Consider the following 26485-nt stretch of genomic DNA (forward strand, 5'->3'; position numbering starts at 1 on the left):
ACCGCCTCCAGTAAATCAGGCGTTCGGTTTAATCAGGCTTCCAGGTCCACGGTACGAGCGGTATCCGCCTGAACCGCGGTGGCGATGTCGTCGAGGACGGCCGTGGCGATCGCCGAGTCGACAGCTAGCGCGACCAGGGCCTTGCCGCCCTTGCGGTCCCGGCTGACCTGCATACCGGCGATGTTCACGTCCGCGTCGCCGAGGATGCGGCCGACCTGGCCGACGATGCCCGGACGGTCCTCGTAGGTGAGGAACGCCAGGTGTGCCGACAGCTCGATCTCGACGTCGAAGCCGTCGATCTCGACCAGCCGCTCCGACTGCCGGACGCCGACCAGCGTGCCGGACACCGACACCTGGGCGCCGTCGGCGAGGGTGCCGCGCAGGGTGATCAGGTTGCGGTGCTCGGGGCTGTCGTGGTCGGTGACGAGCCGGACCTCGAGGCCTCGCTCGGCCGCCAGCAGCGGCGCGTTCACGTAGGACACGTTGTCCTCGACCACGTCGGCGAAGACACCCTTGAGCGCGGCCAGCTCGAGGACCTTCACGTCGTACTGCGTGATCTCGCCGCGAACCTCCACGTCGAGCTGCTGAGCCACTCCACCGGCGAGCGCGGTGAAGATCCGGCCGAGCTTCTCGGTCAGCGCGATCCCCGGCCGGACGTCCTCGGCGATGACGCCGCCCTGGACGTTGACCGCGTCCGGCACGAGTTCACCGGACAGCGCGAGGCGGACCGACTTGGCGACCGCGATACCGGCCTTCTCCTGCGCCTCGTCGGTGGATGCGCCGAGGTGCGGGGTGGCGACGACGTTCTCGAACTCGAACAGCGGCGAGTCGGTGCACGGCTCGGTGGCGAACACGTCCAGGCCGGCGCCGGCGACCCGGCCCTCCTTGAGCGCGCTGTGCAGCGCCTGCTCGTCGACGATGCCGCCGCGGGCCGCGTTGACGATGATGACCTCGGGCTTGACCTTGTGCAGTTCCTCGTCGCCGATCAGGCCGATCGTCTCCGGGGTCTTCGGCAGGTGCACCGAGATGAAGTCGCTGACCGCGAGCAGCTCGTCGAGGGTCGCGAGGCGGACGCCCATCTGCGCGGCCCGGCCGGCCTGCACGTACGGGTCGTAAGCGATCACGTTCATGCCGAAGGCAGCCAGCCGCTGCGCGACCAGAACACCGATCTTGCCCAGGCCGACGATGCCGACGGTCTTCTCGAACAGCTCGACACCGGAGTACTTGCTGCGCTTCCACTCGCCCTTCTTGAGCGACTGGTCGGCGGCCGGGACCCGGCGCGCGGTGGCCAGCAGCAGCGCCACCGCGAGCTCCGCGGCGCTGACGATGTTAGAGGTCGGCGCGTTGACCACCATCACGCCCGCCTGGGTGGCGGCCTTCACGTCCACGTTGTCGAGGCCGACGCCGGCGCGGGCGACGACCTTCAGCCGCTTGGCGGCGGCGAGCGCTTCGGCGTCCACCTTGGTGGCGGACCGGATCAGGATGGCATCGACGTCGGCGATCGCCGGCAGCAGCTCGGCGCGGTCGGCGCCGTTGGTCTGCCGGATCTCGAAATCGGGGCCGAGAGCTTCGACGGTGGCCGGGCTGAGCTCTTCGGCGATCAGGACGACGGGCCGGGTTACGTCAGTCATGGGAGAAGTCTCCTGCAGAAGCGGTAGGGGCTCATGTGACAGAGCACCGCGCTGTGCCCGCTGAAGTCGATGGTACCGCGTCCCGGGATCGGCCGGCGGCGGGGACCCACCATCCGGTTACTCGGTGTCGCAACTCTGCGCCTCGACCTGCGTGGTGGCCGAGTCGATCTTGAGCTGTCCACGCTCTCGTACGACGCGATAGCGCAGGTCCAGCCGGTTGCACGTCTGGCCGCCGGCCCCCTGCGAGGTCGGCGAGAACAGCACCGCGAACGTCATCCGCACGCTCAGCCCTTCCGGAACGCGGGCCAGCGAGATGATCTTGGCGTTGAACAAGAACGTCGTCTCGTGGTTCTCCGCGTCCTTCTCCTCCGGCAGCGCCCTGGCCAGCTTCTTGGAGTAGTACCGGCGTACGGCGGCGAAGTCGTGCTTGTTCTGCTGCGTCAGGTAGTTGGCGAACAGTTTCTGCACTTCCAGCCCGAGCCCGGTGCTTCCGACCTGGAGTTCGGGCGCCATCGGGATCTGTGGACCACGTGAGCGCTGACAGGTGCCGCTCTCTTCGGGCGTGATGGCCGGTGGCCGCACTTCGGCGTACTCGCGGAGTTTGGCCAGCGGCACGATTTCGGCCGCCGGGACGGTCTTGCCGACGACGAGCCCGATCACGTGGCCGGACTTGTCCACGACCGGGCCGCCAAGTTTGGCCGGGTTCATGATCTCGCTGAGCCCGCGTGGTTGCTCCGCCGTACCGATCGGCTGGATGGCCTGCTTGCCGTCGGCGGTGTAGCCGATCTGCGCGCGTTCGGCCAGCGGATCGGGCTCGGCCGTGGCCAATGGCACCGGCGCGCTGTCCAGCCGCCCGATCAATCGCAGTACGGCGACCCCGTCGGCACTGCTGCCGAGCAGGTTGGCCCGTCGTACGCGCCCGTCCGGAGTCATGAACGCGATCGCCAGCGGCTGCTTGACGGCGGACGCGGCGGTCAGAATCAGGCCGTCATCGATCAGTACGCCGGTCGCCTCGCCGGTCCCCGCGCAGGTCGTGGCCAGAACCCGTACGACGCCTGGGCTGATCGACTCGAACACCTTCGTGGTGTCCATCCGCAGACTGTCCGCGCGGACCCACCAGCCGGCGCTCGCCCCACCCGCCACGACGAGCAGGAAGACGACGAAGCCGGCCAGGAACCGGCCGAACCTCCACGGCTGCCGGCGTGGCGGTGGCTGCGGCGGCCGCGGCGGGAGCTGGGCGAGCGGCGCGGCGCCCCTGGGTACGCGCCGAGGGGGCCGCGGCTTGCCGTCCTCCCCCACGCTCCACCTCCCCAGTCACGGTCCAGACCGATTGTGCCAAAGCAAAGGCCCGAGCCACGGGTGGCTCGGGCCTTCTGCTGCGGAGATCAGCGGGCGGCGGTGCCTTCGACGTAGTCCTCGTCGTGCGACTTGACCCACGCCATCAGGCCGCGCAGCTCCTTGCCGACGGCCTCGATCGGGTGCGACTCGCTCTGCTTGCGGAACTCGGCGAACTCCGGCGCGCCGGCGTCCTGGTCGGCGATGAACCGGGCCGCGAAGGTGCCGTCGGTGATGTCGCCGAGGACCTCCTTCATCCGGGCCTTCACCGACGCGTCGATGATCCGCGGGCCGGACACGTAGTCGCCGTACTCGGCGGTGTCGGAGACCGACCAGCGCTGCTTGGCGATACCGCCTTCGTAGATCAGGTCGACGATCAGCTTCAGCTCGTGCAGGCACTCGAAGTACGCGACCTCGGGCTGGTAGCCGGCCTCGGTCAGCGTCTCGAACCCGGCCTGGATCAGCGCGGACACACCACCGCAGAGGACGGCCTGCTCACCGAACAGGTCGGTCTCGGTCTCCTCGGTGAAGGTGGTCTTGATACCGCCGGCCCGCAGGCCGCCGATGCCCTTGGCATAGGACAGCGCGAGATCCCAGGCCTTGCCGGTGGCGTCCTGCTCGACCGCGACCAGCACCGGGACACCACGGCCCTCGGAGTACTCGCGGCGGACCAGGTGACCCGGGCCCTTCGGGGCGACCATGAACACGTCCACACCGGCCGGCGGCTTGATGTAGCCGAACCGGATGTTGAAGCCGTGACCGAAGACGAGCGCGTCGCCGTCGACCAGGTTCGGCTCGATCGCCTCGGCGTAGAGCTTGCGCTGAGCCGGGTCCGGTGCGAGCACCACGATCACGTCGGCTTCCTCGCAGGCCTCGGCCGGGGTGAGTACCCGCAGGCCCTGCGCCTCGGCCTTGGCCCGGCTCTTCGAGCCCTCGGGCAGGCCGACCCGGACGTCGACGCCGGAGTCGCGCAGCGAGAGCGCGTGGGCGTGGCCCTGGCTGCCGTAGCCGAGGACCGCGACGTGCCGGCCCTGGATCACCGACAGGTCGGCGTTGTCGTCGTAGAACATTTCAGCTGCCACTGGGAGCTCTTCTCCTTGATTCTGGATTCTTGGGTACGGCGTTCAGCCGTGACGGGCCGGGGCCACGGGCCGGCCCGGCGGGGGCGTGGGCACCGGATGGTGCGGTCGGTCGGCGGGCTGCGCCTGCACGTTCGGGGTCGCCGAAGCAACGTGCGGCGGTGGCACCGGGACCGGCCGCAGGGTGCGGTCGGAGATGGAGCGGCTGCCCCGGCCGATCGCCACCATGCCGGACTGCACCAGCTCGCGGACGCCGAAGGGTTCCAGCACCCGGAGCATGGCCTCGAGTTTGTCGGGATTACCGGTCGCCTCGATCGTGATCGCGTCCGGAGCCACGTCCACCACCTTCGCACGGAACAGCTGGACGGTCTCCAGCACCTGTCCCCTGGTCAGGGTGTCCGCCTTGACCTTCACCAGCAGCAGTTCACGCTGAACCGTCTGGCTGGGTTCGAGTTCGACGATCTTGATCACGTTCACCAGCTTGTTCAGCTGCTTGGTGATCTGCTCCAAAGGCTGCTCGTCCACGCTGACCGCGATGGTCATCCGGGACACCTCGGGGTGCTCGGTCGGGCCGACCGCGAGGGAATCGATGTTGAATCCCCGCCGCGAGATCAGCGCCGCCACCCGGGCCAGCACACCGTGCTTGTTCTCGACCAGGATCGACAGAGTGTGCTTACTCATCAGAGTTCCTCGCTGTCCCAGGTCGGGGCCATGTCGCGGGCGATCTGGATGTCGTCGTTGCTGGTGCCGGCCGCGACCATCGGCCAGACCATCGCGTCGCGGTGGACGACGAAGTCGACCACCACCGGCGCGTCGTGGACCGCCATCGCCTTCTCGATCGTCGCGTCGACCGAGTCACGGTCGGAGCAGCGCAACCCGACGCCGCCCATCGCCTCGGCCAGCTTCGCGAAGTCCGGGATCTGGGCCGAGTGCAGGTCGGTGTTGGAGTAGCGCTTGTCGTAGAACAGCGTCTGCCACTGCCGGACCATGCCCAGCGACTGGTTGTTGATCACCGCGACCTTGATCGGGATGCCCTCCAGCGCACAGGTGACGAGTTCCTGGTTGGTCATCTGGAAGCAGCCGTCGCCGTCGATCGCCCAGACGGTCTTGTCCGGGCGGGCGACCTTGGCGCCCATCGCGGCCGGAACGGCGTACCCCATGGTGCCGAGGCCGCCGGAGTTCAGCCAGTGGCCGGGCTTCTCGAACGGGAGGTAGTGCGCGGCCCACATCTGGTGCTGCCCGACACCAGCGGTGTAGACGGCGTCCGGGCCGGCGATCTTGCCGATCCGCTCGATCACGTACTGCGGCGACAGAGTGCCGTCCTCGGGCTCGTCGTACGCGACCGGGTACTTGGCCCGGACCGCCTCGAGCTGGTGGCGCCAGGCGTCGTACGACGGGGTGCGGCCAGAGTTCGCGATTTCGGTCTGCAGGGCGCCGATGAGGTCGCTGATGACCTCTTTGCAGTCGCCCACGATCGGCACGTCGGCGGCCCGGTTCTTGCCGATCTCGGCCGGGTCGATGTCGGCGTGGATCACCTTCGCCTCGGGGGCGAACGAGTCGAGCTTGCCGGTCACCCGGTCGTCGAACCTGGCGCCCAGGCAGATGAGGAGGTCGGAGCGCTGGAGCGCGCCGACGGCGGACACCGAACCGTGCATGCCAGGCATGCCGAAGTGCAGCTCGTGCGTGTCGGGCAAGGCGCCGCGCGCCATCAGCGTGGTGACCACCGGGAGGCCGAGCATCTCGGCGAGCTGCTTGAGCTCGGCGTGCGCCTTGGCCCGGATCACCCCGCCGCCGACGTACAGGACGGGCTTCTCGGCCGCGGCGATCAGGCGGGCCGCCTCACGCACCTGCTTGGGGTGCGGGCGGGTCACCGGCCGGTAGCCGGGCAGCGACAGCTCGGTCGGCCAGTGGAAGTCGACCTTCGCCTGCATCGCGTCCTTGGTGACGTCCACGAGCACCGGCCCGGGCCGCCCGGTCGACGCGATGTAGAACGCCTCGGCGATCGTGGTGGCGATGTCGTTCGGGTCGTTGACCAGGAAGTTGTGCTTGGTGATCGGCATCGTTATGCCGCGGATGTCGGCCTCCTGGAACGCGTCCGTGCCGATTGCGGCGCTGGCCACCTGACCGGTGATCGCGACCAGCGGGACCGAGTCCATGTACGCGTCCGCGATCGGCGTCACCAGGTTCGTCGCACCGGGGCCGGAGGTGGCCATGCAGACGCCGACCTTGCCGGACGCCGCGGCGTACCCCTGGGCGGCGTGGCCGGCGCCCTGCTCGTGACGTACCAGGATGTGGCGGATCTGGGTCGAGTCGAGCATCGGGTCGTACGCCGGGAGGATCGCGCCACCCGGGATGCCGAAGACGGTGTCCACCCCGGCATGTTCCAGTGCGCGGATCAGAGCCTGTGCCCCGGTCAGCTGCTCACTCATGAGTGCCTTCCCTTGTCTGTCACGTTATGGCTTGTCGCGACCGATCCATCCTCGCTCTTGTCTGTTTTCAATGCTCATCTGGGTCGCAGATACTCGCATTGGCAACAAAAAACCCCCTCCGCCGGGTGGGCTGAAGGGGGCGCGCTCGACTCTGTGGTCGCGTCAGTCGGCGCGCCGCACAAGTACGAGGAGAATCGATCGCATGTAGGCAACACTCGCCGACACAGTGCGATCGGGTCAAGTTCGGCAGCGTTCCGTCCCATTTTCTGAGACACGCGTCTTACCGATAGAGGACGGACAGCAGTTGCGGGCCTAGCTTCTCGATCGCCTCGGGGTCGAGCTGGTAGTAGACGACCGAGCCGCGCCGGTGGGCGTGGACCAGCTCCGCCTCCCGGAGTTTGCGCAGATGCCGCGAGACCTGCGGTGCGCTCATCCCCAGCTGTTTGGCCAACTCCGACGTCGCGACGGGGTTACGCAGGATGGCGTAGCACAGCCTCAGCCTGGTGGGATCCTGCAGTACGGCGAGCCGGTGCCGGATGGTCTCCAGCGACGGAGCCGTCGACGGACTCATGCCGTACTGGATCACCACCGGATAGCCCGGGTAGTGCTTCACCACGAAGTGCGGCTGGCCGTACAGCGTCGGCACCAGCAGACACGGCCGCTGCGCGTCGATCTGAACCGTCGCGCTGTAGAGCTTGTCCAGCACGATCCGCCCACCAGCAGCGGTCGCCGCCGGGAAGTCGGCCAGCGCGAGTGGGCCACGACGGCGCAATTCCCGCTCACGGGCAGCCGCCTCACGGTCGAGCACCGCCTTCATCGCCGGCCAGTCGGTTTCGAACACGGCAGCCGCGAAGGTGGTCAGGAACTCGATCAAGCGGCTCCTGAACTCACCGGCATCCTGGCGTACGGCGGTCCCGAGCTCGAGGCGACTCGACGAGATCAGCCGCAGCCGCTGCAGCACGTCGTCGCCGATCTCCGCGTTGTTCTTCCCGATCAGCGCCTGCAGTGTCATCGTCACGAAGTCGTCGAGCGGGATCGCCTCGATGTCCTGCAGCTCCTCCTCGAGCGAGCGGCGGGATCCGGGCGTGAGTGGCAGCAGGTAGCGGGCGCGGAAGGCGCTCCACAGCGGAGCCCAGGCGGTTGCGCGAGCCAGGAGGTCCTCGTCGGCGGTCACATGAAGGCGCGCGACCCACCGGGCGGCTGCCGGGTGGTGGTCGGGCTCGTCCAACGCGTGCAGGCATGCGCACAGCTCGGCCAGCGGCGACGTACGGACCGTGATCGAGGCTGGATCCGCGACAGGCAGCAGGAGCGTGACGGCCACGAGGCACATTACCGCGTTGGCGGCAATGTCCTTGCCGGTGCCTTTGGCCTTCTCCAGGCTGCGGTTCATGTCCAATGTGCTTCCGGTTCACGATCCGGTCGGGTTCTACCTGGCCGGATCCACCACCATCTTTGCCTCGCGCTACGACCAGCGCTTCTCCTACTGCCTGTACGTGCCGACGGCCCATTCGGCCGACGGTCCGCCAGTGCCACTCGTCGTACTGCAGCACGGGACCGGACGGCGAGGGCCGCAGTACCGGGACAACTTCGCCGACTGGGCGGAGGAGCACGGGTGCCTCGTCCTGGCACCGCTGTTCCCGGCCGGGATCGAGGATCCGGACGACCTGCACAACTTCAAGTTCATCCGGTACGGCGACATCCGCTTCGACCAGGTGTTGCTGGCGATGGTGGACGAGGTCGGGGCACGGTTCAACGTCGCCACCGAACGCTTCCTGTTGCATGGGTTTTCCGGTGGCGGCCAGTTTGTGCACCGGTTCGCCTATCTGCACGCGGATCGGCTGGCCGGGGTGTCGATCGGGGCCCCCGGACGGATCACCTACCTGGACCCGGATCGGCCGTGGTGGATCGGGACCGCGACGTTCGCCGACGAGTTCGGGCACCAGCCCCGGATCGAGGAGCTGCGGCGGGTGCCGGTACAGATGGTGGTCGGCGCCGAGGACGTGGAGACCTGGGAGATCAACAACCCGGCCGACTCGAACTGGATGGACGGCGCCGACGCGCACGGCGTGACCAGGATCGAACGGCTGCGAGCCTTGCGCGACAACTTCACCGAACACGGCATCACCGTCCGGTTCGACCTCGTCCCCGGCGTCGCCCACGAACCGATGCGCGTGCTCGAACCGGTCAAGGACTTCTTCGCCACAATTCTCCGGGAGGCATCATGAAACGCCTTTGCACGCTTGCTGTTCTGGTCGTCCTGACCACCGCTGGTTGCGCAGTCGGTGGTGAGACCAAGACGGAGGCCTCCGAGACGTACCCGAGCAAGCCGCTCTCGATCCTCGCGCCGGGCAGCCCGGGCGGTGGCTGGGACACCCGGGCGCGCGGCATCGCGAACGCGCTCGGCCAGTGCAAGATCACCTCGCAGAAGGCCACTGTCACCAACGTGCCCGGTGCCGGCGGCACGATCGGCCTGGCCCAGTTCGCCAAGCACAACGGGGATCCGTACCAGCTGATGGTGATGGACAGCGCGACCATGCTCGGCGGGATCGTCAACAACCACTCCCCTGTCGACCTGACCACCCTCACCCCGATTGCCGGATTGAGCCGGGGCCCGAGTGCGATCGTCGTACCGAAGAAGTCGCCGTACGCCGATCTGCCCGCCCTGCTGGCGGCGTTGAAGCAGAACCCGCGTGGGATCAAGTGGACGGGTGGATCGCTCGGTGGACCAGGGCATTTGACGGTGGCCGGGCTGGCCAAGGGTGCTGGAGTCGGGGTGAAGGACGTGAACTATGTTCCGACGGCCGGTGGTGGCGAATCGATGAACCTGCTGCTGAGCGGAGCCGCAACGGTCGGCATCGACACGGTGGTCGAGTTGAAGCCGCAGATCCAGGCCGGAGCGCTGCGCGTCCTGGCAGTCGACGGCTCCGACCGGGTCGAGGGCGTCGACGCGCCGACGCTGAAGGAACTCGGGCTGGCGGACAAGGCGGTGACCACGCTGGCGGGGGTGATGGCGCCGGCGGGGTTGTCGGCCGAGCAGCAGAAGGATGTCATCGGTCTGCTGGACAAGATGCGTCAGAGCTCTTGCTGGCAGCAGGTGCTGAAGCAGAACAACTGGGTCGACGCGTGGACGCCGGGTGACGACTTCAAGACGGTGCTGACCGACCAGCGCACCCAGATCACGGCGATCCTCACCGAGATGGGCCTGGCGAAGTGACTGAAGTCAACTGGTCGCGGCGGATCGTCGCGATCGGATTCCTGGTCGTCGCGGTGGTCGTCCTGGTGTCAGCCTTCCGGATCCCCGTAGGCGGCGGGTACCAGGCTGTCGGCCCACGGGCCTTCCCGCTGCTGGTTGGTGGCGGGCTGGGTGTGGTCGCCGTAGTCGGCGCAGTGCAAGCGTTCAGGCCGCGCGATTCCGTGGCGGCCGGATCGGCGCTCGAGGCGGACGACGACGGCCCCATCGCCTGGCGACCGGTGCTCATCCTGCTCGCGGCGCTCGCCGGCTATGCGGCCCTCCTCGTACCCGTTGGGTATTGGCAGTCGACCACGGTGTTCTTTGTCGTGTGTGCGCGAGTACTCGGGAGCCGGCGTTTGCTGCGCGATGCAGTGATCGCGCTGGTACTGGCGTTGGCGACGTACGTGCTGTTCGATCGGGTGCTCGGGATCACGCTGCCGCCGGGCTTTGTCAGGCTGGCGATCTGAGATGGACGTCCTCTCCAGCCTGTTCGACGGTTTCGGGCATGCGCTCAGTCCGGCCAACCTGCTGCTCGCGTTGCTGGGTGTCACGATCGGGACGCTGGTCGGCGTACTGCCGGGGCTGGGGCCGGCGACGACAATCGCGCTGCTGTTGCCATTGACCTTCGTGTTCGAGCCGACCAGCGCGTTCGTGATGTTCGCCGGCATCTACTACGGCGGTATGTACGGCGGTTCGACGACGGCGATCCTGCTGAACATCCCCGGCGAGACAGCGTCGATCCCGACCACGCTCGAGGGCTATCCGATGTCGCGGGCCGGCCGGGCCGGGGCCGCGCTGGCCACGGCGGCGATCGGGTCGTTCGTGGCCGGGACGATCTCGACCGTGGTGATCACGTTCCTGGCACCGGCGATGTCGGCGATCGCGAAACTGATCCAGCCGGCCGAGTACTTCGCGATCATGGTGCTCGCGTTCGTCACGGTGACCTCGCTGATGGGGTCGTCGATCGTGCGTGGGTTGTCATCGCTGTTCCTCGGGTTGACCATCGGGTTGGTCGGTATCGATCAGCTGACTGGTCAGCCCCGCCTGGCGTTCGGCGTACCTCAGCTCTTCGAAGGACTGCCTGTGGTGGCGCTTGCCGTCGGCCTCTTCGCGGTCGCCGAGGCGGTCGCCACCGCGGCGTCGCGAGATCGTGGTGCTGGACCTGCGGTATCGGTTGAGGGGCGGATCGGGATGACGCGGGACGACTTCCGGCGATCGTGGCCGGCTTGGTTACGCGGTACTGCGTTCGGTCTGCCGATCGGGTCGCTGCCGGCCGGTGGGGCCGAACTGCCGACGTTCCTGAGCTACAACGTCGAGAAGCGGTTGTCGAAGCACCCGGAGGAGTTCGGCAAGGGCGCGATCGAGGGCGTCGCCGGGCCGGAGGCGGCGAACAACGCGGCCTTCTCGGGCGTGCTGGTTCCGCTGCTGACTCTCGGCATTCCGACCTCGGCGACCGCGAGCATCCTGCTGATCGCGTTCCAGATCTACAACGTGCAGCCAGGGCCGCAGTTGTTCGACCAGCAGCCGATGCTGGTGTGGACGCTGATCGCGAGCCTCTACATCGGCAACGTGATGCTGCTGGTGCTCAACCTGCCGCTGGTGCGGGTGTGGGTGAAGCTGTTGCGGGTGCCGGCACCGTTGCTCACGGCAGCGATCCTGGTGTTCGCCACGCTCGGCGTTTACTCAACCGGGGCAAGCGTTTTCGAGCTGTTCGTCGCCTATGGCTTCGGTCTGGTCGGCTTCGCGTTGCGCCGGGCCGGCTATCCGGTCGCACCCTTGATCCTCGGCGCCGTACTCGGCCCGCTGATGGAGGTGCAGTTCCGGCGCGCACTGGCCTTCAGCGAGGGCGACCCGACCGTGTTCGTGACCCGCCCGGTCTCAGCGGCGATCCTGCTGCTCGCCCTCGCCTGCCTGGTTCTTCCCGTCGTACTGCGTCGTACCGCACGAATCCCAGCCGCCGTCGACTAGTTCCCGCCACTGAAGCCACGGTGCCTGAGGCCGTCTGACAACTCTGAGCACCCACCAACCATTTCTCACCCCGTTTCGTGAATGAACGGTGCACAAGGTCGGCCGCGGCGCATCGAGTGAAAGCATCTGGTCGCCGGAAGGCGCTTGCCGGCAACCCGGCTCCTTCAGTCGATGAACGGGAGCTCGCCGGCCGGCACGGTGGCTTCAGTGGCGAGGGCTCGGGGCAGCACGGTGGCTTCAGTGGCGAGGGCTCGGTGCAGCACGGTGGCTTCAGTGGCGAGGGCTCGGGGCAGCACGGTGGCTTCACTGGCGAGGGCTCGGAGCAGCACGGTGGCTTCACTGGCGAGGGCTCGGGGCAGCACGGTGGCTTCAGTGGCGAGGGCTCGGAGCAGCACGGTGGCTTCACCCGCGGGGAGGTTCAGATGCAGACCGCGCCCTCGGAGGCTGAGCGGACTAGGCGGGTGTATTTGCCGAGGACGCCCTTGGTGATGTTGGGGGCCTTCGGGGTCCAGCCTTGGCGGCGGCTCTCGAGTTCCTCCGGGGTGACGTGAAGGTCGAGGGTGCGGTTCTTGACGTCTAGGGTGATGCGGTCGCCGTCCTGGACGAATGCGATCGGGCCGCCGTCGACGGCTTCCGGGGCGACGTGGCCGACGCAGAGTCCCGTCGTACCGCCGGAGAAGCGGCCGTCGGTGAGCAGCAGGACGTCCTTGCCGAGGCCGGCGCCCTTGATCGCGCCGGTCACGGCGAGCATCTCGCGCATCCCGGGACCGCCCTTCGGGCCTTCGTAGCGGATGACGACGACGTCGCCGGGCTTCAGCGAGGCGACGGCGTCCATCGCACCGCGCTCGCCGTCGAAGACCCGCGCCGTACCTTCGAACACGTCGGAGTCGAAGCCGGCGCTCTTCACCACGGCGCCTTCGGGAGCGAGCGAGCCGTGCAGGATGGTGATGCCGCCGGTGCCGTGGATCGGCTTGTCCAGCGCGCGGATGATGACGCCGTCGACGTCCGGCGGCGCGATGTCGGCGAGGTTCTCGGCCATCGTCTTGCCGGTCACGGTCAGGCAGTCGCCATGCAGCAGGCCGACGTCGAGCAGCGCCCGCATCACCACCGGGATCCCACCGACGTGGTCCACGTCCGTCATCACGTACCGGCCGAACGGCTTGAGGTCGCCGAGATGCGGCACCCGGTCGCCGATCCGGTTGAAATCGTTGAGAGTCAGCTCTACCTCGGCCTCGCGGGCGATCGCGAGCAGATGCAGTACGGCGTTCGTCGAACCGCCGAGCGCCATCACGACGGCGATGGCGTTCTCGAAGGCTTCCTTGGTGAGGATCTGGCGAGCCGTGATCCCCTTCTGCAGCAGACCGACCACTGCCTCGCCCGACTTACGCGCGTACCCGTCGCGGCGCCGGTCCACCGCCGGCGGCGCGGCCGAGCCGGGCAGTGACATGCCGAGGGCCTCGGCCGACGCGGCCATCGTGTTGGCGGTGTACATGCCGCCGCAGGCGCCTTCGCCCGGGCAGATCGCGCGCTCGACCGCGTCGACCTCGTCCCGCGTGATCAGGCCGCGCACACACGCGCCGACCGCCTCGAAGGCGTCGATGATGGTGACGTCCTTGTCCCCGAGCTTGCCGGGCATGATCGAACCGGCGTACAGGAAGACACTCGCCAGATCCAGGCGGGCCGCAGCCATCAGCATGCCGGGAAGCGACTTGTCACAGCCCGCCAGCAGCACCGAACCGTCGAGCCGCTCGGCTTCCATCACCGTCTCGACCGAGTCGGCGATGATCTCCCGGCTGACCAGGGAGTAGTGCATCCCGACGTGGCCCATCGAGATGCCGTCGGACACGCTGATCGTGCCGAACTCCAGCGGATACCCGCCGGCCGCGTGCACACCTTCCTTGACCGCCTTCGCGAGCCGGTCCAGCGACAGGTTGCACGGGGTGATCTCGTTCCAGCTCGACGCGACCCCGACCTGCGGCTTCGCCCAGTCGTCGTCGCCCATCCCGACCGCCCGGAGCATGCCTCTGCTCGCGGTGGCTTCGAGCCCGTCGGTCACTGTCCGGCTGCGTGGCTTCACATCGACCATGGGCTCACTCTATGCCGTCGTAACTTAACGACACTGTGATGGTTTTCAGGGGTTAGTTAATTACATACCTGCAGTTGCGGGCCGTTGGGGGGATATGTCCCATATCGTCAGAACGGAGCACTCTGATGGGTTCCTCATTGCGACTTGTGCTGGCCGCCGCCTTCCTCGCCGTACTGGGTTCCTTCTCACTGACAGCTGCCGCCGCGGATACGCCCATTTCGCCACCTGGACCTGGCGCAAGGGCGCCCCGGCAACATCTACGGCTGGGTCTCCGCTCAGTAAGCCGCGGCTGGTTCACCGGCTCTAGGCTGGGCCGGTGAACCAGCTCGAGGCGTATATCGATGGGTGGCGCCGCCACGACATTCCGGCCGTACTCGCGACTTTGGCGGAGGACTGCACGGTGATCGAGTCCTACGGGCCGGTCTATCGAGGCGCCGCACGCGTCGAGCAATGGATGAACGCGTGGTTCGGCGCGGGCGGCACGGTCGATGGTTGGGAGATCACCTCGTCGGCGGCCGCCGGCGACACGCTCGTCACCGAGTGGCATTTCGACTGCACCTGGAAGGGTGAGCCGGGCGCCTTCGACGGTTCGACCGTCGCCCGGCTCTCTGGAGATCGGATCGCCTACCTGCGCGAGTATGCGACCACCGCGCCCCTGTACGACTGGACCGGGACCTGGCGGGACTAAGCTGGCTGTCAACCGCGACTGGCGAGGGTGGAGAACCACCGGGGAGCGGCAGCAGACAAGGCGTCGTCCGCCTGGGCGCCTCCGGAGCTTCGTTCGGAGGTTGCCAGATGCAACTGCGCTACGGCATGAATCCCCATCAGTCGGCCTCGTGGAGCCCGGTGGGTGATCGGGCGCCGTTCGCGGTGGTCAGCGGATCGCCGTCGTACATCAACATTCTCGACGCCCTCGCGGGGTGGCAGCTGGTGCGGGAGGCTTTACAAGCCTTCGGTCTCCCCGCGGCGGCGTCGTTCAAGCACGTCTCTCCCGCCGGTGCTGCGGTCGCGGGGCCGGTGGACTCCGTGATGCGGTCGACCTTCAAGGTGGATGAGGTTGGTCCGGTGACCAGTGCTTATGTGCGGGCGCGCGATGCCGATCCCAAGTCGTCGTACGGCGATTTCGTCGCGGTGTCGCACCCGGTCGACGCGGAGCTCGCGGGGCTGCTGAAGCGGCTTGTGTGCGACGGGATCATCGCGCCTGGGTACGACGAGGGCGTAGTCGGAGTGCTGGCGGCCAAGAAGCGTGGCAGCTTCCTCGTGCTCGAGGCTGATGCGACCTACGAGCCACCGGCTACGGAAACGCGGGAGGTGTACGGCGTCCGCCTGACCCAGGAACGCGATGCGGCACCGCTGGACCTCAACGGTGATCTCCTGCTGGGGTCGATCGTCGCGCGCTACACGCAGTCGAACACGGTCGTGATGGTGAAGGACGGCATGGCGATCGGCATCGGCGCGGGTCAGCAGTCCCGCGTCGACTGCACCCGGCTGGCCGGTGAGAAGGCCTCGCTGTGGTGGTCCCGGCGGTCGAGCGAACCGCTGACTGGCGTGTCGATGGTGTCGGACGGCGCCCTGCCGTTCGCCGACAACGTCGAGGAGGCCGCCCGGCACGGGGTTGAGTGGATTGCCGAGCCTGGTGGGTCGATCCGGAGCGCGGAAGTCCAGGCAGCGTGCGATGCCGCCGGCATCAGCCTCACTCAGACCGGGGTCCGGTTGTTCCGGCACTGAGGAGGTAGTTGCCTGAGGCGACGGCATCGCGGACGGCCGCGGCGGTCTGGACCGCGTCGAGGTGGGTGGTGTCGATGACGTGCGGCTCCAGCTCACCCAGGTCGGCGAACGCGCCGTACAGCCCGGTGATCGCGTCGACGTCCTTCAGTTCGGTCTCGGCCCGCTGCCGCGCGCGGTCCAGCGTCGTGTCGAGGTCGGGGCGGAGTACGACGTACGACATCCGCCAATCCCCCTCGGCGGCGGCCTTCCGATACACCGGCAGGAACCACGGGCCGATGATCCCGTCGACCACCACGTCGTAGCCGCCGCGAACGTACTCCGTGACGGCGGCGACGATCGCGTCGACGACGATCTCGTTCTGACGCCACGCATCCGGCAGGTACGGCGCGATGAAGCCGGTGCGGATCGCGCGGAAGAACTCGTCGGTCGTCAAATGCACCGTCGGCCGGGCCGCGTCAGTGGCGACCAACGCGGCCACGGTCGTCTTGCCCGAACCCGGCGAGCCGGTCAGCAGGAGCACGTCACTCATGCCGCCCGACGCTAGCCAAGCATTCCGGCAAATTGCAGTCTTTTGTTTTCGCCCGGCTTCAGCCGCCCGCCACACTCGGCAGGATCAACAGCTCGTCGCCGTCGGTCAAAGGCGTGCTGAGGCCGTCGAGGTCGCGGATGTTGTCGTTGCCGAGGTAGATGTTCACGTGCCGCCGTACGGCGCCTTGCTCGTCGGTCAGGCGGCGCCGCAGCGGCGGGTCGAGGGCGGCGAAGGCTTCGCCCACTGTCGCGCCCTCGACCTCGACCCGTTCGGCGCCGCCCGCGAGAGGTCGCAGCACGGTCGGCAGCTTCACTCCGATCGCCATGCGTCAGCCCACGACCGCCGCGCGGACGGACAGCACGTCCGGGAGATGCCGGGCCACCTCGGTCCAGGTGTCGCCCGCGTCCGCGCTGGCGTAGACGCAACCGTCGCGCGTACCGACGTAGACACCGGCTGGATCGCCCGCGTCGGTGGTCATTGCGTCGCGGAGGACCGGTGCGTACGACGTGTCGGGCAGGCCGTTCGCCAGTGCCTCCCAGGTGGACCCGGCGTCACGGGACCGGAAGACCCGGCACTTGGCGTCGGTCGGGATCCGGTTCGCGTCCGCGATCAGCGGGAACACGTACACGGTCTCCGGGTCGTGCGGGTGCACCGCGATCGGGAACCCGAAGTCCGACGGCAGCCCGTCCGCGATCGACTTCCAGATCGCACCGCCGTCGTCGGATCGGTAGACGCCGTGGTGGTTCTGCGCGAACATTCGCTCCGGTACGTCGGGATGCGCGGTGATCTTGTGCACGCACTGCCCGAACTCGGGATAAGGGTCGGGCATGAACTTCACCTTGATGCCCTGGTTCGCCGGCGACCACGTCTTCCCGCCGTCGGAGGTCTGGTAGACGCCGCCGGTCGACATCGCGACACTGACGCGGTCGGGATCGGTCGGATGCGGCAGCACGGTGTGGATCGCCTGACCGCCGTACCCGGCGCCCCAGTCCTTGCGGTGCGGGTGGTCCCACAGTCCGCGGACCAGCTCGTACGTCACTCCTCCGTCGGTCGACTTCCACAGCGCGGACGGCTCAGAACCGGCGTACACGACACCAGGCTGGCCGGGCGGCCCGGGCTGGATCTGCCAGACGCGCTCGAGCGACGCCTCGGCGTCCTCCGGGAAGCCGATCGAACCCTTCGGTGGCTCGTCCCAGGTCTTGCCGAGGTCGTCGGAGTGGAACACCGCCGGTCCCCAGTGCTCGCTGGTCCCGCCGACGAACAGGCGTGGACGCTCGCCGCGCGTGTCGACCCCGACGGAGTACACCCCCTGCATCTCGAACTGCGGCACCGGCCCGTCGAGGGTCCATTCCCGACGCGCGGCGTCACTGCGGCCGATCCAGAGCCCTTTCTTGGTCCCGATCAGCAGTACGGCTTCGGACATCGTTGTCCTCCCTCATCGCGGTGGACCCGCCACCACGTTGATCAGTGATTCCCCTCCCGCGTAGCGCTCCAGCTGCGCGCGCACCAACCGGGCCACCCGCGGCGCGAACGCCGTCGAGGCACCCCCGCGGTGCGGATTGATCAGCACATTCGGAGCAGACCACAACGGATGTCCGGCGGGCAACGGCTCGGGATCGGTGACGTCCAGCGCGGCGCTGATCCGCCCACCGGCCAGCTCGGTCAGCAGCGCGTCCGTGTCCACCACGACACCGCGCGCGACGTTCACCAGCAGCGCCCCGTCCTTCAGCTGCCCGAGGAACTTGTCATCCACCATCCCCCGCGTCTCCTCCGTCGCCGGAGTCAGCAGTACGACGACGTCCGCCCGCGGGAGCAGCGCCGGCAGGTCGGTGAGCGGGTGAACGCCTTCCCTGGCCCGCCGCGCGACCCGGATCACCTCGCACTCGAACCCGGCCAGCCGGCGCTCGAGCGCCTCACCGATCGACCCGTACCCGAGGATCAGCACGGTCCGGTCCGCGAGCGAGTCGTCGATCTCGTCGTACGACGACGGCCAGACCTGCTGCTCCTGGTTGCGCACGGCACGCGGCAGGCGGCGGTACGACGCCAGGATGAGCGCGACCGCGAGCTCCGCCGTGGAGGCGTCGTGGACGCCACGCGCGTTGCACAAGGTGACGCCGTCGGCCAGATGTGGCAGCACGTTCTCGAAGCCGGCGGTCTGCAGCTGCACTACCTTCAGGGCAGGCATCTCGCGGACCACCTCGACCAGCCGTGGACCGCCCATATAGGCGGGCACGTAGAACTCCACCTGGTCGAGCGACCCGGGCCGCTCCCCGCCGGCGTAGAAGTCGACGTCGAATCCCGCGGGCAACCCGCCGAGGAAGGAATCCGGGTCCTCCCACGGCAGCCAAGCCTTCACCACATCAGCCATGTGCCGAACCTACTCGCCCGCCCGGACACTTTTCATCCCGCTGTCCACAGGTTCGTCGTACATTGGATCGGTGCCTTCGACATCGGATCTAGCCTCCACCCTCGATCACGATCAGGCCGTCGGTCGGCTGCGTTCGTCGTACGAGCGCATCCCGGTGGGCGAGCCGGTCCGGCTGGCGAAGCGCAGCTCGAACCTGTTCCGCCCGCGGACCGAGCTGGAGCGCCCCGGGCTCGACGTGTCGGGGCTGACCGGCGTGATCAGCGTCGATGCGGGCGCGCGGACCGCCGAGGTCCAGGGCATGTGCACCTACGAGGACCTCGTCGCGGCGACCCTGCCGTACGGGCTGACGCCGATGGTCGTGCCGCAGCTCAAGACGATCACCCTCGGCGGCGCGGTGACCGGGCTCGGCATCGAGTCGTCGTCGTTCCGGGCCGGCCTGCCGCACGAGTCGGTGCTCGAACTCGACATCCTCACCGGCGCCGGCTCGCTCGTCACCGCCCAGCCGTCGGGCGAGCACGCGGACCTGTTCCGCACCTTCCCGAACTCCTACGGCACGCTCGGCTACGCCACCCGGATCAAGATCGAGCTCGACCGCATCTCACCGTACGTCGCCCTCCGCCACGTCCGGCTCGAATTGGATCAGCTGGCTCCGGCGATCGAGCAGATCGTTGCCTCCGGCATGTACGGCGACGAGCCGGTGCATTTCGTCGACGGCGTCGCGTTCAGCCCGGCAGAGGCGTATCTCACCCTTGGCCGGAACAGCGACGCCGCGGTGAAGACCAGCGACTACACCGGCCAGCAGATCTACTACCGCTCGATCCAGCAGCGGCCGACGGACTTCCTCACCGCGCACGACTACCTGTGGCGCTGGGACACCGACTGGTTCTGGTGCTCGGCCGCGTTCGGCGCGCAGAATCCTTGGGTACGGCGGCTCTGGCCGCGCCGGTGGCGGCGGAGCGACGTCTTCCACAAGATCGTCGGCTTCGAGAACCGGCATCAGGTTGCCGCCCGCATCAATCGCCGTCGCGGCCACCCGGAGCGTGAGCGGGTCGTCCAGGACGTGGAGATCCCAGTCGACCGGCTGGCTGACTTCCTGCGCTGGTTCGACCTAGAGGTGGGGATGCGGCCGGTGTGGCTTTGTCCGCTGCGGCTTCGTGGGGACACCTCATGGCCTTTGTATCCCCTCGAGCCTGGTGTTACTTATGTCAACGTCGGCTTCTGGGGAACCGTCGCCATCGCTGCAGGTGCCGCGGACGGCGACGTCAACCGTCGCATCGAGGCCGCCGTGGCCGAGTTCGGCGGGCACAAGTCGCTGTACTCCGACGCTTACTACGACCGAGACACCTTCGACCGGCTCTACAACGTCCCGGCCCTCACCGAGGTGAAGAAACGCTACGACCCCGACGCCCGGCTCACCGGGCTCTACGAGAAGGCGGTGACGCGCCGATGACGACGCTTGAGACCCGAGTTTCGATCGCGGAAGCCCTGACGACGGTGACCCCGGACGGCCTGCCGTTCCGGTTCACGGCGTACGACGGCAGTGCGACCGGCCCCGAGAATTCGACCATCCACATGCACCTCGCCTCCGAGCGTGGTCTGTCGTACGTGCTGACCGCGCCGGGCGATCTGGGGCTCGTCCGCGCGTACGTGATGGGCGACCTGGAGATCACCGGGGTGCACCCGGGCAACCCGTACGACCTGATGCGGATGATGCTGAACCAGGTGCACTTCGAGCGGCCGACCCCGTCGGAGGCGCTGCGGATCGTCCGCGGGCTGGGCTGGAGCCACCTGAAGCCGCCGCCTCCGCCGCCGCAGGAGCACTTGCCGAAGTGGCGTCGTACGTTCGAAGGGCTGCGGCACTCGCGGACGCGGGACAAGGCCGCGATCCATCACCACTACGACGTGTCGAACGCGTTCTACGAGTGGATCCTCGGCCCGTCGATGACGTACACGTGCGCGGTCTACCCGTCCGCGGATGCCTCGTTGGAGCAGGCGCAGTACGAGAAGTACGACCTGGTCGCGCGGAAGCTGGATCTGAAACCCGGCATGCGGCTGCTGGACGTCGGCTGCGGCTGGGGCGGCATGGTCCGGCACGCGGCCCGCGAGTACGGCGTCCAGGCGCTCGGCGTGACGTTGTCGTCGGCCCAGGCGGAGTGGGCTTCGGCGGCGATCAAGCGGGACGGTCTGGAGGAGCGTGCCGAGGTGCGGTTCCTGGATTACCGCGACGTCGCCGAGCGCGATTTCGACGCGATCAGCTCGATCGGCCTGACCGAGCACATCGGTGTCCGCAACTATCCGTCGTACTTCGGATTCCTGCTGGACCGGCTGAAGCCGGGCGGCCGGTTGCTCAACCACAGCATCACGCGGCCGGACAACCGCTACCGCTCGGTCGGCGCCTTCATCGACCGCTACATCTTCCCCGACGGCGAACTCATCGGCTCCGGCCGCATCATCGCCGAGGCCCAGGACGCCGGCTTCGAAGTCCGCCACGAGGAGAACCTGCGCGAGCACTACGCCCTCACGCTGGCCGCCTGGTCCGACAACCTGGTCGCTCACTGGGACGAGGCCGTGGCCGAGGTCGGCTACGGCACCGCCAAGGTCTGGGGCCTGTACCTGGCTGCCTGCCGCGTCGGCTTCGAGCGCAACAACACGCAACTCCACCAGGTACTCGCGGTCAAACTCGACGACAACGCGGACGCTCACTTCCCCCTCCGCCCAACCTGGTAGGCCATGTCCGCGACCCGGGTGATTCCCGCCGTACGGGCTGGTGTGGGCCGATAGTTTGGGGGTACGCATCGGACCGGAGGAGACGGCGTGGTCAAGACGATGGTCAGGGCTCGGACCGCGGTAGTGGTGACCGCGCTCGCGCTGGCGGCGGGGTGTTCCGGCAACGATGAGCCGTCGGCGTCGTCGACCACACCAGGTACGACGTCCGCGCCGACGACTGCTGGTACGACGTCCGCGCCGTCGAGCTCAGCGCCGTCGAGCACGGCGGCTGCGCAGGGGCCGGTGAAGCTGACCGTGGCGTCGACGGTTGCGACCGGCATCGAGGTGCCGTGGGGGCTGGCGTTCCTGCCGGACAAGAGCGCGCTGGTGAGTGAGCGCGACTCGTCGAAGATCAAGCGGATCGCCGGCGGCCAGGTCAGCGAGGTCGGTGAGGTCGACGACGTGGATGCCTCGTCGGAGGGCGGGCTGCTCGGCCTGGCGGTCGACCCGCAGTACCCCACGCGCCCGTACATCTATGCGATGTACACCAGCGGGGACGACAACCGGATCGCGCGGTTGACGTACCGGAACAACCAGCTCAGCGACCAGCAGGTGATCCTGGACGGGATCCAGAAGGCAGCCATCCACAACGGCGGCCGGCTGCGGTTCGGGCCGGACGGCTACCTGTACGTCGGGACCGGCGAAGCGGGCGACCGGCCGAACGCGCAGGACGACAACTCGCTGGGCGGGAAGATCCTGCGGATCACGACCGATGGCAAGGCCGCGCCGGGGAATCCGGGCGGACGGTTGTGGCTGTCCAAGGGGCACCGGAACGTGCAGGGCCTGGCCTTCGACGGCAAGCAGCTGTACGCGTCCGAGTTCGGGCAGAGCACCTGGGACGAGCTGAACGTGATCACCGCCGGCGCGAACTACGGCTGGCCGGCCGCGGAAGGGATCGACAGCCTGGACGGGATGACGAACCCGATCGCGGTCTGGAAGCCGGCAGACGCGTCGCCGTCCGGGATCGCGTTCGCGCAAGGGCACATCTTCATGGCGTCGCTGCGGGGTGAGCGGCTGTGGGCGATACCGGTTGCCAATGGCAAGCGAACCGGTGAGCCGCAGGCCTTCTTCGTCGGCGAGTTCGGCCGGCTGCGCACGGTCGAGACGGCGCCGGACGGATCACTGTGGCTGACCACGTCGAACACCGACGGCCGCAACGATCCCCGCGACGGCGACGACCGGATCCTGCGCATCACCATCAGCCGTTGACCGACAACCGTCAAGCCTCGGATCACCATCAGCCGTAGATCGACAACCGTTTAGCTCCTTTGGCCGTCTGGTACTAGTGGAGGAAAGCTTCCAGGCCAAGGAGGATGCGGTGTTGTACCAGGGGGCCGGGGTTCCCAGCAAGGTGATCGCTTCGGCGGACACGTTCGAGGATGCTCAGCGGACAGTGGAGTATCTGCGAAGTTATGGGATGGAACCGGCCGATCTGGAGATCGCCGGCGCCGACCTCCGGCTGGCGCGAAAACCGCAGGCCGTTCCAGTTGTCCAGCTGACCGCAACCAGCGCGCTCCACGGCGCGTGCCTCGGGCTGCTGGCGGGCGTCTTCATCACCCTGGTCGCCGAGACAAGCCTGACCGGGCTCGTCGTGGTGGTTTGGGGTTTCGTGTACGGCGTCCTGGTCGGAGCGCTCTGGGGATTGTTCCGCGGGCTCGTGCGGAACCGGCCGGACGCGGTGACGACGGAGGTCGTGCCGACGCGCTACGAGGTGCGCTGCCCGGTCGAGGAGCTATCGGTCGCGAGGACCTTGCTTGCCGACGCCTCCGACGCCTCCGGCGTCGACGACGGCGGCCGGGACGAACGCGAGGTCATCGCCGCCGCTGGGCCCGAGCAGACCGACCAGAAGCACGCCGCCTGAAGGTTGCCGTCCCGGGCCGGCCTTGACGGCCGGCCCGGGATCGCTCAGATACCGAGCTTGGCGTTCAGGAGTTCGCGGACCTTGGCGGCGTCGGCCTGGCCGCGCATGTCCTTCATGACGGCGCCGATCAGCGCACCGGCCGCGGCCGGCTTGCCGGAGTTGACCTTCTCGACGACGTCGGGGTTGGCCGCGATGGCCCGGTCGATGGCCTCGATCAGGGCCGAGTCGTCGGAAACCAGCGCCAGGCCGCGCTTCGCCATGATCTCGGCCGGCGTGCCCTCGCCCTTGATCAGGCCGTCGAAGACCTGACGGGCCAGCTTGTCGTTCAGCGAACCGGCGTCGACGAGCTTCTGCACCTCGGCGACCTCGGCCGGGCCGACGCCCAGCGCGTTGAGCTCCTGACCGGACTCGTTCGCCGCGCGCGCAAGCTCACCCAGCCACCACTTCTTCGCGGCAGTCGGCGTGACGCCGAGCTCCACGGTCGCCACGATCGGCTCCAGCGCGTTGCCGTTGACGACGTCGCGCATCTCCAGATCGGTGAAGCCCCACTCCTCCTGCAGCCGGACCCGGCGGAGAGTTGGTGCCTCCGGCAACGACGAGCGGATCTCCTCGACCCATTCGCGCGACGGCGCGACTGGGACCAGGTCGGGCTCCGGGAAGTACCGGTAGTCCTCCGCGTCCGACTTCTCCCGGCCGGACGTGGTGATGCCGGTGTCCTCGTGCCAGTGCCGGGTCTCCTGCACGACCTTGCCACCCGACGCCAGTACCGCGGCCTGCCGGGTGATCTCGTACGTCACCGCGCGTTCGACCGAGCGGAAAGAGTTCACGTTCTTGGTCTCGGTCCGGGTGCCGAAGGTGGCCGAGCCGGTCGGCTTCAGCGACACGTTGGCGTCGCAGCGCAGCGAGCCCTGGTCCATCCGGACGTCCGAGACGCCGAGCGCGAGCAGCAGGTCGCGGAGCATGCTGACGTAGGCCTTCGCGACCGCGGCCGCCTTGTCCCCCGGCACCTCGATCGTCTTGGTGACGATCTCGATCAGCGGGATGCCGGCCCGGTTGTAGTCGACCAGCGAGTGCGAGGCGCCGTGGATCCGGCCGGTCGCACCGCCCACGTGCGTCGACTTGCCGGTGTCCTCCTCCATGTGGGCGCGCTCGATCTCGATCCGGTACGTCTCGCCGTCGACCACCACTTCGGTCCACCCGTTGTACGCGATCGGCTCGTCGTACTGGGAGGTCTGGAAGTTCTTCGGCATGTCCGGGTAGAAGTAGTTCTTCCGGGCGAACCGGCACCACTCGGCGATCTCGCAGTTCAGCGCCAGGCCGATCTTGATCGCGGACTCGACCGCGCGCGCGTTCACCACCGGCAGCGCGCCCGGCAGGCCGAGGCAGACCGGGCAGGTCTGCGTGTTCGGCGGGGCGCCGAACTCGGTCGGGCAGCCGCAGAACATCTTCGACCTGGTGTTCAGCTCGACGTGGACCTCGAGGCCCATCACCGGGTCGTACTGCGCCAGTGCGTCGTCGATCTCGAGGACTGCAGCGGTCATCGGGTCACCTCCAGCTCCGGAGCCTGTGCCATCAGGACGCCACCCCACTGCTCGGCCAGCGCGGACTCCAGCGCGGCGCCGACGGTGTAGAGCAGCTCGTCGCGCATCACCGGCGCCATCACGTGGAAGCCGACCGGCAGGTTGTCCTCGTCGGCCAGGCCGCACGGGAACGACGCGGCCGCGTTGCCGGCCAGGTTGACCGGGATCGTGCAGAGGTCGTTCTTGTACATGGCGATCGGGTCGTCGGCGCGGTCGCCGATCGGGAACGCGGTCGTCGGCGTCGCCGGCGACACCAGTACGTCGACCTGCTCGTACGCGTTGGCGAAGTCACGCTGGATCAGCGTCCGCACCTTCTGCGCCTGGCCGTAGTACGCGTCGTAGTAACCGCTGGACAGCGCATGCGTGCCGAGCATGATGCGTCGCTTGACCTCGTCGCCGAATCCGGCCTCGCGGGTCAGGTTCATCACCTTCTCCGCGCTGTTGATGCCGTCGTCGCCGACCCGCAGCCCGTACCGCATCGCGTCGAACTTGGCCAGGTTGGACGACGCCTCGCTCGGCAGGATCAGGTAGTACGCCGGCAGCGCGTACTGGAAGTGGGGGCAGGACACCTCGACCACCTCGGCGCCGAGCTTGGTGAGCAGCTCGACCGCCTCGTGGAAGCGCGCCTCGACACCCGGTTGGTACCCCTCGCCGCCGAGTTCCTTGACCACGCCGACGCGCAGACCGGTCACGTCACCGCGCCGGGCCGCCTCGACGACGGCAGGCACTGGCTGGTTGATCGAGGTCGAGTCCATCGGGTCGTACCCGGCGATCGCCTCGTGCAGTAGTGCCGCGTCGAGCGTCGTACGGGCGCATGGGCCGGGCGTGTCCAGGCTGGAGGCCAGCGCGATGAGCCCGTACCGCGAGGTTCCGCCGTACGTTGGCTTGACGCCGACCGTGCCGGTGAACGCACCGGGCTGACGGATGGAGCCGCCGGTGTCGGTGCCGATCGCGAGCGGTGCCTCGTACGCCGCGAGTGCGGCCGACGAACCGCCGCCGGAACCGCCGGGGATCCGGTTGAGGTCCCACGGGTTGTGGGTGGTGCCGTACGCCGAGTTCTCCGTGGAGGAGCCCATCGCGAACTCGTCCATGTTCGTCTTGCCGAGGATCACGATGCCGGCCGCCTTGAGCCGCTTCACGACGGTCGCGTCGTACGGCGGCTTCCAGCCCTCGAGGATCTTCGAACCCGCGGTGGTCGGCACGCCCTCCTGGGTGAGCACGTCCTTCAGCGCGAGTGGTACGCCGGCCAGCGGGCCGAGCTTCTCCCCCGCCGCGCGCTTGGCGTCGATCGCGGCGGCCTGGGCCAGCGCGCCCTCGGAGTCGACGTGCAGGAACGCCCGCACGGAGTCGTCGACGGCGGCGATCCGGTCCAGATGCGCCTGGGTGATCTCCACCGAGCTGGCCTGCCCGGACGTCATCAGTTCCTGCAGCTCGACCGCGGTCTTCCTGGTGAGGTCGCTCATGTCAGTCCTCCTCCAGGATCCGCGGCACCCGGAATCGCTGCTCCTCCGCGGCCGGCGCGCCGGACAGCGCCTGCTCCGGCGTGAGGCACGGCACATTCACGTCCTCGCGCATCACATTGGTGAGCGGCAGGGCGTGCGAGGTCGGCGGGATGTCGTCCGCGGCCACCTGGCTGACCTGCCCGACCAAGGCGATGATCTGGTCGAGCTGGGGAGCGAGGTGGTCGAGCTCGGCGTCGGAGAGCTCGATCCGCGCCAGTCGCGCCAGGTGCGCGACTTCTTCGCGGGTAATCGATGGCATGAACTGATCCAATGGTTCGCAGGAACACCGAGAGGTTCTCGGTGATACCTGAGCCATCTTAGGGGGCCGCTGTGACGCTCGTGTTGCCTCGGTCGCGGACCTGTGGACAATGCCCCGGCTCTCATCTGCCGA

The 26485-nt window shown here is 68.4% G+C and carries 25 protein-coding genes and 1 riboswitch; of the genes, 10 read left to right on the plus strand and 15 right to left on the minus strand.

Annotated elements, in window-relative coordinates:
* Positions 1–32: 32 nt before the first annotated feature.
* The 6 genes from serA to EV646_RS26970 form a co-directional block, all read right to left on the minus strand.
* Positions 33–1631: a phosphoglycerate dehydrogenase gene (gene serA, locus EV646_RS26945; protein WP_132153375.1), complete on the minus strand. Its 1599-nt coding sequence runs from the start codon at positions 1629–1631 to the stop codon at positions 33–35.
* Positions 1632–1748: 117 nt separating this feature from the next.
* The gene (locus EV646_RS26950) at positions 1749–2930 is read right to left on the minus strand and encodes a S1 family peptidase (protein ID WP_132153377.1); all 1182 of its coding nucleotides are present in this window, start codon (positions 2928–2930) and stop codon (positions 1749–1751) included.
* An 86-nt stretch (positions 2931–3016) separates the two neighbouring features.
* Positions 3017–4036: a ketol-acid reductoisomerase gene (gene ilvC, locus EV646_RS26955; RefSeq protein ID WP_132153853.1), complete on the minus strand. Its 1020-nt coding sequence runs from the start codon at positions 4034–4036 to the stop codon at positions 3017–3019.
* A 54-nt stretch (positions 4037–4090) separates the two neighbouring features.
* Positions 4091–4726, minus strand: coding sequence for an acetolactate synthase small subunit (gene ilvN / locus EV646_RS26960; RefSeq protein WP_132153379.1), 636 nt, complete (start codon positions 4724–4726; stop codon positions 4091–4093).
* Entirely contained in the window at positions 4726–6474 is a 1749-nt protein-coding gene (locus EV646_RS26965; RefSeq protein ID WP_132153381.1) for an acetolactate synthase large subunit, read from the minus strand. Before EV646_RS26965 ends, ilvN begins: the two co-directional genes overlap by 1 nt.
* A gap of 280 nt (positions 6475–6754) precedes the next feature.
* Positions 6755–7864, minus strand: a complete 1110-nt coding sequence (locus EV646_RS26970; RefSeq protein ID WP_199237220.1) for an ArsR/SmtB family transcription factor — start codon at positions 7862–7864, stop codon at positions 6755–6757.
* On the opposite strand from EV646_RS26970, the gene EV646_RS26975 reads away from it, so the two are divergent.
* From EV646_RS26975 to EV646_RS26990, 4 genes are read left to right on the plus strand one after another with little or no spacing between them, the layout of a single operon-like run.
* A complete protein-coding gene (locus EV646_RS26975; RefSeq protein ID WP_132153383.1) occupies positions 7863–8699 on the plus strand; it encodes an alpha/beta hydrolase family protein in 837 nt (278 codons plus the stop codon). The two genes, EV646_RS26970 and EV646_RS26975, sit on opposite strands and share 2 nt — an antisense overlap.
* A complete protein-coding gene (locus EV646_RS26980; protein ID WP_132153385.1) occupies positions 8696–9688 on the plus strand; it encodes a Bug family tripartite tricarboxylate transporter substrate binding protein in 993 nt (330 codons plus the stop codon). The genes EV646_RS26975 and EV646_RS26980 overlap by 4 nt, the downstream gene beginning before the upstream one ends.
* A complete protein-coding gene (locus tag EV646_RS26985; protein ID WP_132153388.1) occupies positions 9685–10173 on the plus strand; it encodes a tripartite tricarboxylate transporter TctB family protein in 489 nt (162 codons plus the stop codon). The genes EV646_RS26980 and EV646_RS26985 overlap by 4 nt, the downstream gene beginning before the upstream one ends.
* 1 nt (position 10174) lies before the next feature.
* Complete coding sequence (locus EV646_RS26990) at positions 10175–11674, plus strand: tripartite tricarboxylate transporter permease (RefSeq protein WP_132153390.1); 1500 nt, start codon at positions 10175–10177, stop codon at positions 11672–11674.
* A 164-nt stretch (positions 11675–11838) separates the two neighbouring features.
* Here EV646_RS26990 and EV646_RS26995 read toward each other — a convergent pair whose 3' ends face one another.
* Entirely contained in the window at positions 11839–12069 is a 231-nt protein-coding gene (locus tag EV646_RS26995; RefSeq protein WP_132153391.1) for a hypothetical protein, read from the minus strand.
* Between the two features lie 23 nt (positions 12070–12092).
* Positions 12093–13760, minus strand: a complete 1668-nt coding sequence (gene ilvD, locus EV646_RS27000) for a dihydroxy-acid dehydratase (RefSeq protein WP_132153393.1) — start codon at positions 13758–13760, stop codon at positions 12093–12095.
* A gap of 316 nt (positions 13761–14076) precedes the next feature.
* Between ilvD and EV646_RS27005 the strand changes: the two genes are divergently transcribed.
* Entirely contained in the window at positions 14077–14448 is a 372-nt protein-coding gene (locus EV646_RS27005) for a nuclear transport factor 2 family protein (RefSeq protein WP_132153395.1), read from the plus strand.
* 4 nt (positions 14449–14452) lie between these two features.
* Positions 14453–14532, plus strand: a riboswitch (ZMP/ZTP riboswitch).
* A gap of 23 nt (positions 14533–14555) precedes the next feature.
* Positions 14556–15488 (plus strand): 5-aminoimidazole-4-carboxamide ribonucleotide transformylase, encoded by a 933-nt coding sequence (locus EV646_RS27010; protein WP_132153397.1) that lies wholly within the window; start codon positions 14556–14558, stop codon positions 15486–15488.
* On the opposite strand, the gene EV646_RS27015 is transcribed toward EV646_RS27010, so the two are convergent.
* From EV646_RS27015 to EV646_RS27030, 4 genes are read right to left on the minus strand one after another with little or no spacing between them, the layout of a single operon-like run.
* The gene (locus EV646_RS27015) at positions 15454–16017 is read right to left on the minus strand and encodes an AAA family ATPase (protein WP_132153399.1); all 564 of its coding nucleotides are present in this window, start codon (positions 16015–16017) and stop codon (positions 15454–15456) included. The genes EV646_RS27010 and EV646_RS27015 overlap by 35 nt on opposite strands.
* Positions 16018–16075: 58 nt before the next feature.
* On the minus strand, positions 16076–16342 hold the full coding sequence (locus EV646_RS27020) for a MoaD/ThiS family protein (RefSeq protein ID WP_132153401.1): 267 nt from the start codon (positions 16340–16342) through the stop codon (positions 16076–16078).
* 3 nt (positions 16343–16345) lie between these two features.
* Positions 16346–17440 (minus strand): WD40/YVTN/BNR-like repeat-containing protein, encoded by a 1095-nt coding sequence (locus tag EV646_RS27025; RefSeq protein ID WP_132153403.1) that lies wholly within the window; start codon positions 17438–17440, stop codon positions 16346–16348.
* Positions 17441–17452: 12 nt separating this feature from the next.
* Positions 17453–18385, minus strand: coding sequence for a 2-hydroxyacid dehydrogenase (locus EV646_RS27030; protein ID WP_132153405.1), 933 nt, complete (start codon positions 18383–18385; stop codon positions 17453–17455).
* A gap of 70 nt (positions 18386–18455) precedes the next feature.
* Here EV646_RS27030 and EV646_RS27035 point away from each other — a divergent pair, with 70 nt between their 5' ends.
* The 4 genes from EV646_RS27035 (at position 18456) to EV646_RS27050 (ending at position 23012) form a co-directional block, all read left to right on the plus strand.
* Positions 18456–19835 (plus strand): FAD-binding oxidoreductase, encoded by a 1380-nt coding sequence (locus EV646_RS27035; RefSeq protein ID WP_241996352.1) that lies wholly within the window; start codon positions 18456–18458, stop codon positions 19833–19835.
* Complete coding sequence (locus EV646_RS27040) at positions 19832–21112, plus strand: SAM-dependent methyltransferase (RefSeq protein ID WP_132153409.1); 1281 nt, start codon at positions 19832–19834, stop codon at positions 21110–21112. The genes EV646_RS27035 and EV646_RS27040 overlap by 4 nt, the downstream gene beginning before the upstream one ends.
* An 87-nt stretch (positions 21113–21199) precedes the next feature.
* Positions 21200–22360 (plus strand): PQQ-dependent sugar dehydrogenase, encoded by a 1161-nt coding sequence (locus tag EV646_RS27045; RefSeq protein WP_241996353.1) that lies wholly within the window; start codon positions 21200–21202, stop codon positions 22358–22360.
* 109 nt (positions 22361–22469) lie between these two features.
* A complete protein-coding gene (locus tag EV646_RS27050) occupies positions 22470–23012 on the plus strand; it encodes a hypothetical protein (RefSeq protein WP_132153411.1) in 543 nt (180 codons plus the stop codon).
* A gap of 44 nt (positions 23013–23056) precedes the next feature.
* On the opposite strand, the gene gatB is transcribed toward EV646_RS27050, so the two are convergent.
* Genes gatB through gatC form a run of 3 tightly spaced genes read right to left on the minus strand, consistent with a single transcriptional unit; the run spans position 23057 to position 26353 of the window.
* Positions 23057–24553, minus strand: coding sequence for an Asp-tRNA(Asn)/Glu-tRNA(Gln) amidotransferase subunit GatB (gatB, locus tag EV646_RS27055; RefSeq protein ID WP_132153413.1), 1497 nt, complete (start codon positions 24551–24553; stop codon positions 23057–23059).
* Positions 24550–26055, minus strand: coding sequence for an Asp-tRNA(Asn)/Glu-tRNA(Gln) amidotransferase subunit GatA (gene gatA, locus EV646_RS27060; protein WP_132153415.1), 1506 nt, complete (start codon positions 26053–26055; stop codon positions 24550–24552). The genes gatB and gatA overlap by 4 nt, the downstream gene beginning before the upstream one ends.
* A 1-nt stretch (position 26056) precedes the next feature.
* Positions 26057–26353 (minus strand): Asp-tRNA(Asn)/Glu-tRNA(Gln) amidotransferase subunit GatC, encoded by a 297-nt coding sequence (gene gatC / locus EV646_RS27065; RefSeq protein WP_132153417.1) that lies wholly within the window; start codon positions 26351–26353, stop codon positions 26057–26059.
* Positions 26354–26485: the final 132 nt, after the last annotated feature.

The organism is Kribbella antiqua, from assembly GCF_004345665.1.
GTDB lineage: Bacteria > Actinomycetota > Actinomycetes > Propionibacteriales > Kribbellaceae > Kribbella > Kribbella antiqua.